This is a genomic window from Nocardioides sp. (genome assembly GCF_035576065.1).
Classification (GTDB): Bacteria; Actinomycetota; Actinomycetes; order Propionibacteriales; family Nocardioidaceae; genus Nocardioides.
On record NZ_DATLWX010000009.1, the window covers coordinates 1 to 15,401 of the forward strand.

Here is a 15,401-nt window from a genome sequence, read left to right on the forward strand (position 1 = left end):
CTGGAAGGAACGCGAAGTGAGCGTGCTGGCCATCGGCGGTTGCGAACAGCTTGCCCACCAGCATCGTCTACCGACCCGGGCCGGCCGCGGAAATACCCGGTTACTTTGCCCCTAGGGACATCTTCGGGAGTTCCGGGCCTACCACGCCAGTCCGCTCATCCGGTTGGTGTGGCCGACGTAGACGCACAGGTTCCCCGGCGCGGCCTGCGGGTTGTCGCGGGTCCCCGGGCAGTCCGCCGTGGCCAGAGCGCCAGCGGGCCGGATGGTCACCGCCGGGTCGCTGGCCAGCGGGAACGGCAGGCTCACGGCGTCCTCCTGGAACTGGTCGGCCCCGCTGGCGGTCGCCCCGAAGCCGAAGGCGCCCCGGAGTGTCCTGCCCGAGGGCAGGACGTCGACGAGCGGTCCAGCCGCACCCTGAAGCCCTGTTGCGCCTGTTGCGCCTGTTGCCCCCACGGCACCCGTGGCACCGGCAGGGCCGGCAACACCGGCGGGGCCGGCAGGTCCTCGCGGTCCGGCGGGGCCCGTGGCCCCCGCCGGCCCAGTGGGCAGCTGCCCTGACCCGAAGTCGACAGACTTCAAGGAGCCGTTCTTGACCTTGGCAGAGGTCACGGCATTCTTCTGCAGCTGCGGGGTCCCGACGCTGTTCTTGGCCAACCCCACGGCGGCGACGCTGGTGCCTCCCAGGGCGACGACGAGGGCGAGCGTGGCGGTGACGTTGGCATAGCTGCCCCGGCGGATCCGAATGTCCAGGAGCAGGACGATACGAGCCGTGGCCCTGTGCCACACCCCGCCAGTTGTGCAGGTCTAGACCGGCGCCGGGGTGTCGATCACAGCTCCGGCAGACCCCCCGGGATCGGGGCGCCGGCCTCGTAGGGCTCGCGGGTCAGGATGAAGGTGCCCACGTCGAGGTGGGAGACGGTGCCGTCACCTCGGCGTACGACTCGAAGCTCCTCGCCTGCGTGGTAGCCCCGGCTGCCCACGATCCGTGAGTCCTGCACCGTGAATCGCCAGTTCTCGACGCCGCGGCGGCGAGCCACGAGGTTGCCGCCCTCGCAGGCCAGCACGAACGGGGTGGGGCCCCAGTGCCACACACCCAGCACGTCCATGAGCTCCTTGGGGACCACCTCGTTGGGAACCCAGACGGGCGGGAGCGCCGGTTCCCATTTCTCGAGCTCGTCCAGCAGCGAGGCACCGAAGGCCATCACCGGGATCCCGGTCATCGCGTTGACCAGCCCCACGACCCCGGTGCGCCGGCTGCGGTCGACCAGGCAGATGGCGTGGAAGCCAGGCATGGAGCCGCTGTGGCCGACGAGCGTCCCCGAACCGCCGCGGAAGATCTGGAAGCCGAGCCCGTGGGCGTAGGCGAGACCGGAGTGCTCGTCGCCCGACTGCGGCGTGAAGGCGAGAGCGAGGGTCTCGGAGCTGAGCACGTCGGCCTGGCCGTTGAGCAGGAAGGCGCAGTAGGTCCCCAGGTCGGCCACGGTGCTCCACACCTGACCTGCGGGAGCCATGGCGCCGGTGTCGGGCAGCGGCTCGGGGATGAGGGTCTGCGCATAGGGGTGCACCGACCAACCCTCGGCGTGCACACCGGAGGCCTGGTAGGACGTGCGAGTCATCCCGAGCGGGCCCAGGATCCGCTCGGAGGTGGCCTCCCACCAGGTCTGGCCGCGCAGTCGGGCAACGACCTCGCCGAGCAGGCCATAGCCGAGGTTGGAGTAGTGGAACTGCCGGTCCGTCCCGAAGGCCGCGGCGGACCCGTCGTTGGCAGCGGCGAGCTCCTCGAAGGACCGGCCCTCGCTGCGCTCCCACCAGTCGCCGGCCGGTTCAGCCTGGAGCCCACCGGAGTGGGCCAGCAGCTGACGGATGGTGCGGTCGGCGTACCCGACCTCACCGAGCACCTCGGAAGCCGGTGTGTCGAGCGACAGCTGGCCCTCATCGACCAGCTGCAGGACGAGCACCGCGGTGAACGTCTTGGTGATGGAGCCGATCTTGTACTGCGTGTCGTGGGGCTCCCCCGGCACGGCGCCCACACCGTGGGTCCACACCCGCTCCCCGTCGCGGACGAGGCCAGCGACGACGGAGGGCACTTGTCCCTCCGCCTGGGCCGTTGCCAGCAGCCAGCGCAAGCGCCGGTCGGTGATGTCGGCGAGCGGCTGGCTCATTCGGCGAAGGCCTCGGGTGGCGGGCAGGCGCAGACGAGGTTGCGGTCGCCGTACGCCTGGTCGATGCGTCCCACCGGCGGCCAGTACTTGTCCGGGTCGATGCCCGTCGGGAAGACGCCGACCTGGCGGGAGTAGGACCGGTCCCACTCGCCCACCAGCGCGCGTGCGGTGTGGGGGGCGTGGCGCAACGGCGACTCCTCCGGGCTCCACTCCCCCGCCTGCACCTGGTCGATCTCGCCACGGATGGCGATCATCGCGTCGCAGAACCGGTCGATCTCCGCGAGGTCCTCGGACTCGGTCGGTTCCACCATCAGGGTCCCGGCGACCGGGAACGACATCGTGGGCGCGTGGAAGCCGTAGTCGACGAGCCGCTTGGCGACATCATCGACGCTGACGCCGGAGTCCTTGGTCAGGCCGCGTACGTCGAGGATGCACTCGTGCGCCACCAGCCCGCCGTGCCCGCGGTAGAGCACCGGGAAGTGCTCGCGCAGGCGGTGGGCGATGTAGTTGGCCGACAGCACCGCCACGGCGGTCGCACGGGTCAGCCCCGGACCGCCCATGAGGCGGATGTAGGCCCACGAGATCGGCAGGATGCCCGCGGATCCGTAGGGCGCTGCGCTGATGGGTCCGATCCCCATCCGCTTCTCGGTCTCGGGGTGCATCGGGTGGGAGGGGAGGTACGGCGCCAGGTGTGCCCGCACCGCCACCGGACCCACACCCGGTCCACCGCCACCGTGCGGGATGCAGAACGTCTTGTGGAGGTTGAGGTGCGAGACGTCGCCGCCGAACTCGCCGGGCTTGGCATAGCCGAGGAGCGCGTTGAGGTTGGCACCGTCGACGTAGACCTGACCGCCGTGGTCGTGCACGATCTTGCAGAGCTCGGTGATGCTGTCCTCGTAGGCGCCGTGGGTCGAGGGGTAGGTGACCATGATCGCGGCCAGCGTGTCGGCGTACTTCTCGCACTGCATGTGCAAGTCGTTGAGGTCCACCGCGCCGTCGTCACCCGCCTTGACCACGACGACCTTCATCCCGGCCATCACCGCCGAAGCGGCATTGGTGCCGTGGGCGGACGACGGGATGAGGCAGACGTTGCGGACAGGCCCGCCGCCGTCGGCACCGCCATTGGCACCATGGTTTGCAGCGTGGAAGCCACGGATGGCCAGGAGCCCGGCGAACTCGCCCTGGGAGCCGGCGTTGGGCTGGATGGAGACCTGGTCGTAGCCGGTCACCTCCGCCAACCAGCCCTCGAGGTCGTCGACCAGCCGACGATAGCCGCCGGCGTCCTCGGCCGGGGCGAACGGGTGCAGGTCCGCGAAGCCCGGCAGGCTGATGGGCTCCATCTCGGTGGTGGCGTTGAGCTTCATCGTGCAGGAGCCGAGCGGGATCATGCCGCGGTCCAGCGCATAGTCGCGCGCTGAGAGCCGCCGTAGGTAGCGCAACATCTGCGTCTCGCTGCGGTGCGTGTCGAACACCTCGTGGGTGAGGTAGTCCGTACGTCGCTCCAGCTCAGCCGGGATGGCGGTCGGCGCCGCCACGTCGGTGTCGGGGGCAGGTACGCCGAACGCGCGCAACACACTCGAGACGGTGGACGGGGTCGTCGTCTCCGAGGTCGACAGACCCACGTGGTCGGCGTCGACCAGACGCAGGTGCACGCCCAGGGCACGAGCCGCCGCGACGACGTGTGCCGCCTGACCCGGGACGCGGGCGGTGAGGGTGTCGAAGAACGTCTCGTTGACGACCTCCACTCCCCCGGCGCTCAGGGCCGCAGCGATGCGAGCGGCGTAGTCGTGGGCGCGCTGCGCGATCGCCTTGAGGCCCTCGGGCCCGTGGTAGACGGCATACATCGAGGCGACGACGGCGAGCAGCACCTGAGCGGTGCAGATGTTGGACGTCGCCTTGTCGCGGCGGATGTGCTGCTCGCGGGTCTGCAGCGCCAGCCGGTAGGCCGGACGGCCTTCCGCGTCGATGGAGACGCCTACCAGGCGCCCGGGCAGGTGCCTCTCCAGCCCGGCGCTCACCGACATGAAGCCTGCGTGCGGGCCGCCGTAGAACAGCGGGACACCGAATCGCTGGGACGACCCCACGACGACATCGGCGCCCATCTCTCCGGGGGCTTCGAGCAGGGTGAGGGCCAGCAGGTCTGCGGCCACGACCACGAGGGCGTTGCGGTCATGCGCTGCCTCGATGAGTGGCCGGGGGTCGATGATGCGACCGCTGACGCCGGGGTACTGCACGAGCAGGCCACTCAGCTCGCCCTCGGGCAGGCCATCGGTGAGGTCCGCGACGACGACCTCGATCCCCATGGCCTCCCCGCGGGTGCGCACGACGTCGATGGTCTGCGGCAGGGCGTCCGCGTCGATCACGAACGGACCCTCGGCCTTGCGGTTGCCGCGGCGGACCAGCGTCATCGCCTCAGCAGCAGCGGTGCCCTCGTCGAGGAGCGAGGAGTTGGCGGTCGGCAGACCGGTCAGGTCTCCGATGACTGTCTGGAAGTTGATCAGCGCCTCGAGCCGGCCCTGGGAGATCTCGGGCTGGTACGGCGTGTAGGCGGTGTACCAGCTGGGGTCCTCCAGCACGTTGCGCCGGATCACCGGCGGGGTGATCGTGGCGTGGTAGCCGCACCCGATCATCGCTTCGGCCGGGCTGTTGAGCGCCGCGAGGTGTCGCAGCTCGCGCGCGACGGCGTCTTCGGTGGCCGCCTCCGGCAGGTCGAGGTGGGCAGCGGCGCGAATGCCACCCGGCACCGCCGCGTCCATCAAGGACTCCAAGGAGTCGTGTCCCAGCGTGGCCAGCATCGAGTCGATGTCTGCGGGTCGAAGGCCGATGTGGCGGTCGACGAAGGGCGAGTTCGGCGCGGACGAGTCCGTCATGGAGGCTCCCTGGTTGGCGATTCAGCAGGCGCCTCCCCCTCTGTCGGCGACGATCGAGCCCGCCTTCAGAGTTGCCTCCTCCGCGCGGTCCGGTTGCCTGAGAGGTTCCGGGGAGGAATTGCCCCTTCGGCGCAACGCACGCGACCACGAGTGGCCGCGCCGTCGACTCTCCCGCGCGGGATAGTCAGCAGGGCCAGCCTAGCCGGTCCCGGCCGAGAAACCTCAGCCGCTCATGCGAGCTGCACGCCGCGCCGCGAGCTCGTCGCTCGGGCTGGCCGCGATGGCCTCGGCGGTGCGCTCGCTGGGCAGCTCGGCGAGGGTGCCCTCGATCTCGCGCCAGACACCGCCGATGGCGATGCCGAAGACGCCTTGGCCACCCTGCAACAGGTCGATGACCTCGTCGTTGCTGGTGCACTCATAGACGCTGGCGCCGTCGCTCATCAGCGTGACGCGCGTCAGGTCGTCGGTGCCGCGCTCGCGCAGGTGCAGCACCGCGATGCGGATCTGCTGCAAGGAGATCCCGGCGTCGAGCAGCCGCTTGACCACCTTGAGGATCAAGATGTCCCGGAAGGAGTAGAGCCGCTGCGAGCCGGAGCCGGTGGCACCGCGGACGGTCGGCTCGACCAGTCCGGTGCGCGCCCAGTAGTCCAGCTGACGGTACGTGATGCCGGCAGCGTTGCACGCTGTCGGGCCGCGGTAGCCGGTGCCGCTCGGGAGGGGCGAGACGTCGTCGGTGAAGAGCAGACCCTGCTCGCCGGCGACCTCGGCCGCCTCCGCTGCACGCGCAGCCGCCAAGCGGTCCTGATCGTTCTCGTTGACATCCACAGAGACCTCCACGGTCCTACTCCGTTGGGCGTAGCTCCGGGGGAAGAGGCTGGCAGAAGAGACAACCACACGGGTGGAGTTACAACAGAGACAGTTCAAGGTAGGCCGCCGTACCGGCTTGGTCAATCGTGGCCGCGGCGTGTCGCAACCCTCAACCTTCACTTGAGGGTGAGACTGAGGGTTGGTCCTACTGAGCCTCGAAGTCCTCCGGGGAGACGTGGTCGAGGAACTCGCGGAACGCTTCGACCTCGTCCTCCTGCTCGGCCGGCACGGCCAGCCCAGCCTCGTCGAGGACGCCTTCGGCACACACGATCCGGGCACCGGTGCGCAGCGCCAGCGCGATGGAGTCCGAGGGCCGGGCGCTGACCTCCTGGCCGCTCTCGAAGACCAGCTCGGCATAGAAGACGCCATCCTTGACGTCGGTGATGCGGACCTCGCTCAGCCGCAGGCCCGTCGCGTCGAGCACGTCCTTCATCAGGTCGTGGGTCAGAGGGCGCGGCGGGGTCACTCCCTGCTGGGCGAAGGCGATCGCGGTCGCCTCGACGGCGCCGATCCAGATCGGCAGGTAGCGCTCCCCGCCCGACTCGCGCAACAGCACGATGGGCTGGTTGGAAGGCATCTCCACCCTGACTCCGATGACGTCTACTTCGCGCACACGCCAACCCTACTCCGACCCGGATGAGCGATCAGGAGCGACGCAGGCCCGTCTTGACGAGCGTGGCATGGAGGCGTACGGACAGCGCCGCGATCTCGCTCACTGCGTCGTCCGCGCGACCCTGCGCCGAGGCGTCGCGACCACGCTGCAGCGGTGCCACCACCTGCTCCACGAGCCCGACCTCGCGATCCGCGGCCGTCTTGAAGGCCCGGAGGTGGCGAGGCTCGAAGCCGAAGTCGGCGAGCTGACGCGCCGTCTGGGCCAGCACGAGGGCGTCGGTGTCGTAGTGACCGGTGCCGGGTCTCGGCGAGATGAGCGCGAACTGCTCGAGCTCGACCAGGAGCACCTCGGAGATCTCAGCGATCTTGATGAGCTCGCGCCGGGACAGGCGCACGTCGTTGGTGCTGCGGAACGACTCGGGCGACGGCAGGCCGTCGGCGGCGAGAGCGACCTTCGGCACAGTCGGCACCACGCCGTCGATCGCTGGCGGTTCGAGGCCACGGTCGATGGCCTCGAGGTGCTCACCGATCACCTTGTGGGGAAGGTAATGGTCGCGCTGCATGCGCAGGATGTAGCGGAGCCGGTCGACGTCGCTGGCAGAGAACTTGCGGTAGCCGGCAGGGGTGCGCTCAGGCTTGATCAGCCCCTGGTCCTCGAGGAACCGGATCTTGGAGATCGTCACACCCGGGAAGTCGCTGCGCAGGAGGTCGAGGACCTGCCCGATGTTCATCCGCGCCCGGGAGGACGGAGCTGGTTGGCTCACCCTGCGGCACTGGTGAAGTAGACGAGGCGGTACTTGCCGATCTGGACCTCGTCACCGTCGCTCAGCTGCACGGAGTCGATGCGGTCGCGGTTGACGTAGGTCCCGTTGAGGCTGCCGACGTCGCTGACGGTGAAGTCGCTGCCGTTGCGGCGGAACTCGGCATGCCGACGCGACACGGTCACGTCGTCGAGGAAGATCTCGCTGTCGGGGTGACGCCCCGCCCCGACGAGATCGGTGTCCAGCAGGAACCGGCTGCCGGCGCTGGGTCCGCGCTGCACGACGAGGAGGGCGTGCCCCTCGGGCAGCGCGTCCACGGCCGCAGCGTCGACCGGGCTGAGCTTGCGGTCGGAGGTGTCGACCGTGGGAACTCCGAAGGTGATCGTGGAGGTGCTGTCGTTCGGCTCCGCCCGCTCGTCCTCGGGCGCGCCGGCGGCGGCGTCCTTGGCCACCAATCGCGTGCCGCATTGCGAACAGAACCGCGCGTCGTCAGGATTCTGCTGGCCACAGGCGGTGCAGAACGGCATGAAACCTCCTCGTGGGCCAGCCCCCGAACCCGGGGTACTGGCGGCGATTCTCAACTCTGGCTGGTGTCTTGAACCTATCAGTCGCCGCGCGGCCGGCCGCGACGATTGGTCGCGGTCGGGCTCGCGTCAGCCCTCGAGGCCGGCTTGGTAGGTCGCTGCGTCCAGCAGCCCGTCGACGTCGGCGCTGTCGGCCGGGACGACCTCGAAGAGCCACCCTGCGGCGTACGGGTCGTTGTTCACGAGCTCAGGCGTGGCGTCGAGGGCCTCGTTGCGGGCGACCACCTCGCCGGTGACCGGCGCGTAGATGTCGCTGACGGACTTGGTCGACTCGAGCTCGCCACACGTGTCGCCTCCATTGACCCGTTCGCCGAGCTCCGGCAGCGACACATAGACGATGTCTCCGAGCGCCTCCTGGGCGAAGTGCGTGATCCCGATCCGGACCGAGCCCTCCGCGTCGCCGGGGCTGCGCACCCACTCGTGCTCAGTGGTGTATTTCAGGTCCTCGGGATACACGTCGTCTCCTTCGATTCAGGTGGGTACGCCGCAGGCTACTGGCTCGTGTCGACCTGGGCGTTCTCGGGCTGGGCCGGAGCGCGCACGCTCACGATGTCGACCTTCTCGAGCTCTTGGACGTCCACCTCCGCGCCGTCGTCGTTCAGCTGGGAGATCGGGCCATCCTTGAAGGTCAAGGCGCCGTTCAGGGTGTGGGGATCGCCGATCACGTCGATGACGTAGGGGGGCTCCAGGAGCTTGCCGTCGAGCTCGATGCCACCGGTGGCGTTGTCGAACGCGCTGTTGGCGCCCAGGCGGTGCAGATTGTTGAACTCCATCGCCTCCGCATCGGCCGTCCGCAGCTCCTGCACCAGGTCCAGCAGCGAGTTGAGGGTTGCCTGCCCGGTCGTCTCCTCGATGCGGATGCGGATGCCGGGCCCCGTCACCGGGACCAGGCCGGCGATGATGTTGAGCGTCCGGACCCGCTCCTCGGTCTGGGTGAGTGCAGCGTCGCGGCGGGTGGACTCGGACTGGAGCTCGTCGCGCGTCCGCTCGAGCCGGTCGACCTCGCGGCGTGCTCGCTCGGCCGTGCCGGTGAGTCCGGTCAGGATCTCGATCAGGTCCTGTTCGCGGAGGCCGGCGTAGGTGTTGTCCAGCTGCGTGTTGTTGACCTGCACGACCGCGGCGAAGCCCACGACGGCCAAGAGCGACCCGACGACGACCTGGGACCACGTGGGCGTGCGCAGCGTGGCCAGCAGCCGATCGCGACCGGCTGCCTCCGGTGCGGGGACGTCCGGCTCGTCCGCTGTCCCGCTCGAGCGGGGCTCGTCGTCATGCATGGAACAGGTGGCGGCGGATGGCCGCGACGTTGGAGAAGATCCGGATCCCCAGCACGACGATGACGCCGGTCGTGAGCTGCCCGCCGACCCCGAGCTGGTCGCCGAGATAGACGATGGCGGCCGCGATGACGACGTTGCTGACGAAGGACACCACGAAGACCTTGTCGTCGAAGATGCCGTCGAGGAACGCTCGCAGGCCCCCGAAGACCGCGTCCAGCGCGGCCACGACGGCGATCGGGAGGTAGGGCTCCAGCCGGAGAGGCACGTCGGGGGTGAAGACCAGTCCGGCAAGGATGCCGAGCAGGAGTCCCAGGGCGGGGATCACGGCTGGGCTCCTTCCTCGTCGGTGCGGTCGTCGGCGTCGGCGTCCTCTTCTGCATGTCGCAACGGACGCAGCCTGGCGGCCGGGATCCGCACGTCATCGACATTCTGCGACACGTAGCGGAATCCGAGGGCATCGGCCAGGCCGAAGAACTCCAGGCCGGAGGCGGACTCGAGCAGTCGCGCCTGGACGGTCGCGCGGTCGCCGATCACCTCGATGACGTAGGGCGGGGTCAGGGGACGTCCGTTGACGTGGATGGCTCGGTTGGTGTTGCGGATGCTGCCGAGGGCGATGATCCGGAAGTCGTTCACCGCGATCGCTTCGGCTCCTGCGACGAACAAGCCGTTGACCAGGAGCGCCAGGTCTTCGTCGCGGACCTCGTCGTTGGGGTCCGCATCGGGTGCGCTGGTGACCTCGATCCGAACGCCGGGTCCGCGCACAGCGACGTAGCCGGTGCGGATCTCGAGGCGGCGCAGCCGGGCCGCCTGGTCGACGGCCTGCGTCTCGAGGGTCTGGTTGGTCGTCTCGGCAGCGATGCCGGCGTCGGTGAGGGTGGTGATCTGCCGCTGGAGCTGGGCCACCTCACCGCGGCCAGCCTCGATCTGCCTGATCAACCCATTCTGGCTGAGCTCCTGCACGTCCGAGTCGCGTGAGGTCTGGACGGCCGCCATCGTGGCCAGGGCTCCGAACGTCGCCACCGCCAGGACCGTCGTCCACCCGGTTGACCGTGGCGTCGTGCCCAGGCTGTCGGCACTGCGACGGGCCGCGACGTGCGCATAGTCCTCGTCGAGCGACCGCTCGGTGATCAGCTGCAGCAGCGGCGTCGTGACGTGCGGGGGCAGCGCTCCGCCCGGGGGTGATCGTCGTTCCTCGACATCGACCATGGTCATGCTCCCGAGGGCGCCGGTCGCCGAGGTGTGTCTCGCAGGAGCTTGCGGACCTGCCAGGCGTAGAGCAGCCCTGCCCACCAGTACAGACCGATCCCCCAGAAGGCGAACGCCCAACCGAAGACGCGTGCCATGGTCGAGACCACCCCGTCACCTTCGCCCAGCAGGAGCAGGGGGAAGGCGTAGAGGAGGTTGAAGGTCGCTGCCTTGCCGAGGAAGTGCACCGGGAGTGCGTGGTAGCCGCGGGTGCGCAGCAGCGGGACGAGACCCCACAGCAGCAGGTCACGCAGGGGCAGGATGATCGCGACCCACCACGGGATGATGTCGCGCAGCGCGAGCCCGATCACGACGGCGAGGATGTAGAGGCGGTCGGCCACCGGATCGAGGATCTCACCCAGGCTGGTGAACTGGTTGAGGCGCCGAGCGAGATAGCCGTCGAGGTAGTCGGTGATGCCCGAGACCATCAGGACCACCAGGGCGATGAGGTCAGCCTCAGGCCCGAGGACGAGCCACAGGAACAGCGGGACCCCTGCCAGGCGCAGCATGCTGAGCAGGTTGGGGATCGTCCAGACGCGGGACTCCCCGGTCCGGCGACCGGTCTGCTCCTGCACTGAATCACCTGCCGTCGGGGAAAGTCTTCGTCGTGGCGCTGCGGACCTCACCCTATCCAGCCTCGTCCGGGCTACCGGCCCACTCGTGGTGCGAGCCGTCACGAATCTCTCCGACGAGCTCCTCCAGGACGTCCTCGAGCGTGACCAGCCCCAGGACCGAGCCCTCCCGCGTCACGACCCGGGCCATGTGGGCGCCGCGCCGTTGGAGGCTCTCGAGGGCCTCGTGGAGGAGGTCGTCGGGGCCGACGGTCGCAAAGGGTCGCACCCACTTGTCGTCGATGGGTCGTGCTCGGCGTGCGTCGTCGCTCTCGAGCACGTCCTTGATGTGGAGGTAGCCGAGCAGCGTGCCGTCCTCCGTGGCGACGGGGAAGCGGCTGAACCCAGTGGCGGCGCACAGCGCTTCGACGTCGGCGGGCGTGGCCCCCTCCGAGACGGTGGTGATGCCCTCGAAGCTCATGAGCACCGCCGTGACGACCTTCTCGGTGAAACCGAGGGCGCCGGCGAGGCGGTCATATTCGTCGTCCGCGATCATCCCCTCGCCGCGCGACTGCTCGACCAGCGCTGCGACCTGCTCTCGGGTGAAGCTCGAGCTCACCTCGTCCTTGGGCTCGATCCCGATCAGTCGCAGGATGCCGTTGGAGGTCACGTTGAGGAGCAGGATGACGGGGCGCACCACAGTGACGACCACCATCATCGGCGGGCTCAGGAGCAGCGCGGCGCGATCCGCCCCTGCCAGCGCGATGTTCTTGGGGACCATCTCGCCCAGCACGACGTGGAGGTAGACCACGATCGTCAAGGCGATCACGAAGGAGATCGGGTGGAGCGCGGCGTCGGGCACGCGCAGCGCATCCAGGAGGGGCTCGAGCAGGTGGGCCACCGCCGGCTCCCCGACGGCGCCGAGGCCGAGTGAGCAGACGGTGATGCCGAGCTGCGCGCCAGCCATCACCAAGGAGACCTGCTCCATGGCGGCCAGCGTGGTGCGAGCGGCGCGCGAGCCCGCCTGGGCGCGGGGCTCGATCTGGCTGCGTCGCGCCGACAGCAGGGCGAACTCGGCCCCGACGAAGAAGGCGTTGAAGGCCAGGAGCACGACTGCGACGAGGACACCGCCGAGATCACCCATGGTGGTCCTCGCTCGTCACCAGGCGCAGCTCCACCCGATCGACCCGAAGGCCGTCCATGCGCTCCACCGTCAGCGTCGCCAGGTGCTGGCGCGGTCCGTCCGGGTCCGTGTGGTCCGGTACGGCGACCTCCACCCGGTCCCCGGCCTGGGGGATCTTCCCGAGCTCGCGCATCACGAGACCGCCGATGGTGTCGTAGTCCTCGTGGTCGGGCAGGTCGACACCGGTGGCGTCCTCCACCTCGTCGGGTCGCAGCAGCCCGGAGAGGCTCCAGCTGCCGTCCCGGCGCTGGCGGGCACGCGCTCCCAGGCGGTCGTGCTCGTCGGAGATGTCGCCCACGATCTCCTCCACGACGTCCTCGAGCGTGACCACACCGGCGTGGCCGCCGTACTCGTCCAGGACGATCGCCATCTGGAAGCCGTCTCCCCGCAGCAGCGCCAACAGCGGGTCGAGCCGCAGGCTGTCAGGGACGACGGTCGGGCGGACCATGATGTGCCTGGTGCGGGTGGTCGCCCGCTCGTGGATCGGCAGGGCTACGGCGTGCTTGACATGGACCGTGCCGACCACCGTGTCCTCGGCGTCGAGCACGGGGAACCTGGACAGACCCGTCTGACGCGTCAGCTCGATGACGGCGGAGGCTCGGTCGGTCTCCTCGACGGTGGTGGTGCGGACCCTCGGGGTCATGATCTCGCCGGCCGTCCGCGTGCCGAACTCGACGCTGCGCTCCATGAGCTCGGCGGTCTCAGCATCGAGCGTTCCCTGGTGCGCGGAGCGCTGCACGAGCGAGGCGAGCTCTTCTGAGCTCCGGGCGGACCGCAGCTCCTCCTGTGGCTCGATGCCGAGGCGGCGCACGAGCGCGTTGGCGGAGTCGTTGAGGGTCCGGATGGGCCACTTGTTGAGTGTGGTGAATCCACGCATGAAGCGCTGGGTCCGTCTCGCCGTCTCCAACGGCATGGCCAGTGCGAGGTTCTTGGGCACCATCTCCCCGAAGAGCATCGTCAAGATGGTGCCCAGCGTCAGGCCGATCCCCACGGAGATCGGCCTGATCCAGCTGTCCGCCACCCCGGCCGACCGGAGGGGCCCGTCGACGAGCTGGGCGATCGCGGGCTCGGCCAGGAAACCCACCGCAAGGTTGGTGATGGTGATCCCGACCTGCGCGCCCGAGAGCTGGGTCGAGAGCGTCCGAAGAGCCTCCTGGACGCCCTTGGCGCTGGCGTCCCCCGCCTCGGCGGCCCGGTCGACACTTCCGCGGTCGACCGTGACGAAGGCGAACTCGGCGGCGACGAAGAGTCCGCAGATCGCTATCATCGCCAACGCGACGAGCAGGAGCAGCCACGGAGTCACACTTCAGCCTAAGGGAGCAAGGGTTGTCGTGGACGCGCCGGGGCAAGGCCTCGTGCTTTGGGGTAGGCGCGACCGAGCGCCTACTATCAGACCTCATTCCGGGGCGACCGAGGGACAGCATGCAGGCGTGGGTGCGTAGCGGGACGACCGCGCTGATCGTCTGCCTGTGTGCCGCTCTCGGAGTCACGGTGGCCGACCAGGACACCACCCCGGTCCCGACCGCCGCCCAGGTCGCGTCCGGGCCGGCGGCCGGATCGGACGTGCCGGGCCAGGAACGTCCCAACATCGTGTTCGTGATGACCGACGACATGCGCGCCGACGAGCTGCGGTGGATGCCGCACACACGGGAACTCCTCGCGGACCGCGGCATGGACTTCACCGACGCGATCTCGCCCCACCCGCTGTGCTGCCCCGCTCGGGCCCAGCTCGTCACGGGCCAGTACGCCCAGAACAACGGCGTCCAGCACAACGCGGGCCCCTTCGGCGGCTTCCAGGCCCTCGACCCGAGCCAGGAGATCAGCTCGTGGTTCACCCAGGGCGGCTACCAGACCGGCTTCGTCGGCAAGTTCCTCAACGGCTACACCGACCTCGACCAACGCCCCAGCGGCTGGGACCGATGGGACGCGCTGAGCGCCGGGGTCTACGACTACTTCGACTTCTCCTTCGACAACGACGGCTCCCCCGTGGCCTTCCGCGACAGCTACGTCACCGATGTGATCGCGGACCGGACCAACGCGACCGTCCGCGACTTCGCCGCGGAGGACCAGCCGTTCCTCATCTACTCCTGGCACCTCGGCCCCCACTACCGGATCAACCGCCAAGGCAAGCCCGTCCCGGCGCCGGCTGCTCCCATCGACAAGGGCAGGTTCGCCGACGCAGTCCCGCCGGTCCTGAAGGCCTCGTCCTTCAACGAGCGCAACGTCCTCGACCAGCCGCGCCCCTTCCGCAACCGCCTGCTGGCGCACGAGGACATGGTGGTCACCGAGCACCGGGCCCGGCTCCGCGCACTGCAGTCGGTCGACCGCGCCGTCGAGTCGCTGGTCGAGACGCTGCGCAGTGTCGGGGAGCTCAACAACACCGTGATCGTCTTCGCCTCTGACAACGGCTACTCCTTGGGTGAGCACCGCTTTGTGGGCAAGAACGTCCTGACCGACGAGGTCCTGCAGGTGCCCCTCCTGGTCCGCGGACCGAGCATCGGCACGGGCGTCACCTCCGACCTGCCGGTCACGTTGGTCGACCTGCCGGCCACCTTTACCGCCCTGGCAGAGGTCTCCCCCGGTTGGCTGCTCGACGGCACGTCCTTCGTCCCCTCGCTCATCGGCCAGGACCAGCCCTTCCGCGACACGACGCTCGTCCAGACCGGGGACGACGGCGGTGACGGGTGGGCCTACCGCGGGGTGCGGACCTCGAGATTCCTGTACGGCGTGAACGGCTCCGACGGCTTCCTCTATGACGAGCTGCTCGATCCCCAGCAGCTCGTCAACCGCCTCGACGACCCGGCCTACGCCGAGATCCGGACGCTGTTGGAGCAGCGACGGCTGCAGCTCCTCAGCTGCCGCGGCGCGGACTGCAACCAGACCTTCGGGATGCTCCCCGAGCCCGGCTGAGGTCGCCCGCCTCGACCGACCTGATGCGAGCACGACCACAGCGCTGAGGTATGGTTTCGCTCGCTGACGCGCCGGTTCGCTGGTCGCGTACGAGCACTCGGGCTGTAGCGCAGCTTGGTAGCGCACCTGACTGGGGGTCAGGGGGTCGCAGGTTCAAATCCTGTCAGCCCGACCGAGAGAACTGCAGGCCAGAGGCCGTTCCCGCCACCAGCGGGGGCGGCCTCTTCCGCGTTCTCATCGTGGTGAGCGTGCCTGAGGCCCGTGCGGGAAATCCTTGGGACTCAGGGACGTCCCGCACGGGACTACGACACGACGGAGATGGCCGAGCCCGGGGGCGTGTCACCCAGGCTGAAGGGATGGTGAGGGTTCACCCGCCCAGGCC

General features: G+C 69.4%; 15 protein-coding genes, 1 tRNA gene and 1 riboswitch. Of the genes, 2 read left to right on the forward strand and 14 right to left on the reverse strand.

What is annotated here, in order from left to right; translation table 11 throughout:
- Positions 1-138: 138 nt before the first annotated feature.
- From VNJ48_RS04340 to VNJ48_RS04405, 14 genes are all read right to left on the reverse strand, one after another.
- A complete protein-coding gene (locus VNJ48_RS04340; RefSeq protein WP_325599473.1) occupies positions 139-786 on the reverse strand; it encodes a hypothetical protein in 648 nt (215 codons plus the stop codon).
- 41 nt (positions 787-827) lie between these two features.
- Positions 828-2,162 (reverse strand): serine hydrolase domain-containing protein, encoded by a 1,335-nt coding sequence (locus tag VNJ48_RS04345; protein WP_325599475.1) that lies wholly within the window; start codon positions 2,160-2,162, stop codon positions 828-830.
- On the reverse strand, positions 2,159-5,032 hold the full coding sequence (gcvP, locus tag VNJ48_RS04350) for an aminomethyl-transferring glycine dehydrogenase (RefSeq protein ID WP_325599477.1): 2,874 nt from the start codon (positions 5,030-5,032) through the stop codon (positions 2,159-2,161). The genes VNJ48_RS04345 and gcvP overlap by 4 nt, the downstream gene beginning before the upstream one ends.
- Positions 5,033-5,107: 75 nt before the next feature.
- Positions 5,108-5,216, reverse strand: a riboswitch (glycine riboswitch).
- 38 nt (positions 5,217-5,254) lie between these two features.
- A complete protein-coding gene (locus tag VNJ48_RS04355) occupies positions 5,255-5,827 on the reverse strand; it encodes a MerR family transcriptional regulator (protein ID WP_325599578.1) in 573 nt (190 codons plus the stop codon).
- Between the two features lie 217 nt (positions 5,828-6,044).
- Positions 6,045-6,512: a bifunctional nuclease family protein gene (locus tag VNJ48_RS04360; RefSeq protein ID WP_325599479.1), complete on the reverse strand. Its 468-nt coding sequence runs from the start codon at positions 6,510-6,512 to the stop codon at positions 6,045-6,047.
- 31 nt (positions 6,513-6,543) lie between these two features.
- Entirely contained in the window at positions 6,544-7,275 is a 732-nt protein-coding gene (locus tag VNJ48_RS04365; RefSeq protein WP_325599481.1) for a MerR family transcriptional regulator, read from the reverse strand.
- Positions 7,272-7,799 carry an FHA domain-containing protein gene (locus tag VNJ48_RS04370; protein WP_325599483.1) on the reverse strand — a complete coding sequence of 176 codons (528 nt, stop codon included), beginning with the start codon at positions 7,797-7,799 and terminating at the stop codon, positions 7,272-7,274. Before VNJ48_RS04370 ends, VNJ48_RS04365 begins: the two co-directional genes overlap by 4 nt.
- Before the next feature lie 126 nt (positions 7,800-7,925).
- Positions 7,926-8,312, reverse strand: coding sequence for a glycine cleavage system protein GcvH (gene gcvH / locus VNJ48_RS04375; RefSeq protein ID WP_325599485.1), 387 nt, complete (start codon positions 8,310-8,312; stop codon positions 7,926-7,928).
- 35 nt (positions 8,313-8,347) lie between these two features.
- Positions 8,348-9,130 carry a DUF881 domain-containing protein gene (locus VNJ48_RS04380; RefSeq protein ID WP_325599487.1) on the reverse strand — a complete coding sequence of 261 codons (783 nt, stop codon included), beginning with the start codon at positions 9,128-9,130 and terminating at the stop codon, positions 8,348-8,350.
- Complete coding sequence (locus VNJ48_RS04385) at positions 9,123-9,455, reverse strand: small basic family protein (protein ID WP_325599489.1); 333 nt, start codon at positions 9,453-9,455, stop codon at positions 9,123-9,125. The genes VNJ48_RS04380 and VNJ48_RS04385 overlap by 8 nt, the downstream gene beginning before the upstream one ends.
- Complete coding sequence (locus VNJ48_RS04390) at positions 9,452-10,342, reverse strand: DUF881 domain-containing protein (RefSeq protein WP_325599491.1); 891 nt, start codon at positions 10,340-10,342, stop codon at positions 9,452-9,454. Before VNJ48_RS04390 ends, VNJ48_RS04385 begins: the two co-directional genes overlap by 4 nt.
- Complete coding sequence (locus VNJ48_RS04395; RefSeq protein ID WP_325599493.1) at positions 10,339-10,950, reverse strand: CDP-alcohol phosphatidyltransferase family protein; 612 nt, start codon at positions 10,948-10,950, stop codon at positions 10,339-10,341. The genes VNJ48_RS04390 and VNJ48_RS04395 overlap by 4 nt, the downstream gene beginning before the upstream one ends.
- Positions 10,951-11,002: 52 nt before the next feature.
- On the reverse strand, positions 11,003-12,070 hold the full coding sequence (locus VNJ48_RS04400; protein ID WP_325599495.1) for a hemolysin family protein: 1,068 nt from the start codon (positions 12,068-12,070) through the stop codon (positions 11,003-11,005).
- Complete coding sequence (locus VNJ48_RS04405) at positions 12,063-13,412, reverse strand: hemolysin family protein (protein WP_325599497.1); 1,350 nt, start codon at positions 13,410-13,412, stop codon at positions 12,063-12,065. Before VNJ48_RS04405 ends, VNJ48_RS04400 begins: the two co-directional genes overlap by 8 nt.
- Before the next feature lie 119 nt (positions 13,413-13,531).
- Here VNJ48_RS04405 and VNJ48_RS04410 point away from each other — a divergent pair, with 119 nt between their 5' ends.
- Positions 13,532-15,019 (forward strand): sulfatase, encoded by a 1,488-nt coding sequence (locus tag VNJ48_RS04410; protein ID WP_325599499.1) that lies wholly within the window; start codon positions 13,532-13,534, stop codon positions 15,017-15,019.
- 98 nt (positions 15,020-15,117) lie between these two features.
- Positions 15,118-15,191: transfer RNA gene (locus VNJ48_RS04415), tRNA-Pro, on the forward strand.
- Positions 15,192-15,401: the final 210 nt, after the last annotated feature.